This window comes from Streptomyces sp. NPDC058157, from assembly GCF_042884105.1.
GTDB lineage: Bacteria > Actinomycetota > Actinomycetes > Streptomycetales > Streptomycetaceae > Streptomyces.
In genome coordinates this window covers 1-1,215 of the sequence record NZ_JBHVUQ010000442.1, presented here as the reverse complement: position 1 = coordinate 1,215, position 1,215 = coordinate 1, and the positions used below count along the sequence as shown (strand labels likewise).

Genomic DNA, 1,215 nt, shown 5'->3' with positions numbered 1-1,215 from the left:
GGGTGGGGGACACCGACACCCTCCCGCAGCCCGAGCCACCGCCGCACGCATCAGCCGCACCCGTACCCGCAGCACCCGTACCGCCGAGGAGACCCACCCGTGAGCGACCACCACGCCGAGTACGCCGCGTGGAGCGAGCCCGACGGCCCGTCGGTCCCGGCCGCCGCGCCCGCCCCGGCCGCCCCCGCGCTGACCCCGGCCGACGCCGCCGACGCGGCCCGCCTCGTCGGGTTCGGGCTCCAGCCCAAGCTGCTCCCCGCCCGCGACGCCGAGTACGCCGAACTGCTGCGCCGCTACCGCGAGGACCCCGGCTTCGGCCGGCTCGCCGACGCCGTCGCCACCGGGCTCGGCCTCGTCGTCCTGGAGGTCTCCCCGCGCGCCGGCATGGCCGTCGCAGCCGGCGAGGACTCCGTGTTCGCCGTCCGCATGGGCGACTACGCCCGCCGCACCGCCGCCGACGGCGGCGACCGCTTCCTCCACGGCCTCGCCCACCTCGCCGTCGCCGCCCTCGCCTTCCCCCGCCCCGAGGACCTCGCCGACGACGGCTACATCGGCCGGATCACCGTCAACGGCGTCGACGCCTTCGTCCGGCAGACCTGCCGCCGCCTCGAAGAACGCGCCGAGGAGCTCGGCGAGAACACCGACCCCGCCTCCGACGCCCCCGGCCTGGAGGCCGCCTGGCGCGTCTACGCCCGCCGCAGCGCGACCGGCGCCACCAAGGACGCCCGCCGCCTCGCCGGCTCCACCACCGGCATCGTCGGCAAGGCCGCCGCCTTCCTCACCGAGTCCGGCTTCCTCCAGCGCACCGGCGACGACGCCGGCGGCACCTACCGCACCACCCCCCGCTACCAGCTCCAGGTCCGCGACATGGCGGGCAGCGCGGCCATGGCCGAACTCCTGGAACTCGGCGTGGTGCCCGTCAGCGACGGCACCGCCACCCTCCTGCCGCCGCCCGAGGGCGACGACCTGGAACTCGCCGCCGACGCCGGCCTGCCGTTCCACGCCTGACCCGCCCCGCCCCGTTCCACGTACCGAGACACACCGAGAAACAACGAGAGTCCGCCGCCATGTACGAGCTGTCCCGGATCCGCCTCTACTCCATCGGGCCCGCCGGCGCACGCTACGCCGACACCGTGCTCGACCTGCGCGGAGTCGGCGAGCCGGTACCCCACCCGGCGCCCACCCAGGCGGAGTTCTTCGAGGACGAGCCCACCG

At 76.5% G+C, this 1,215-nt stretch carries 1 protein-coding gene; it reads left to right on the top strand.

Features of this window, described 5'->3' with window-relative positions:
• Positions 1 to 99: 99 nt before the first annotated feature.
• Positions 100 to 1,008: a hypothetical protein gene (locus tag ACFVXK_RS38705; protein WP_389622113.1), complete on the top strand. Its 909-nt coding sequence runs from the start codon at positions 100 to 102 to the stop codon at positions 1,006 to 1,008.
• The last annotated feature ends 207 nt before the right edge of the window (positions 1,009 to 1,215 follow it).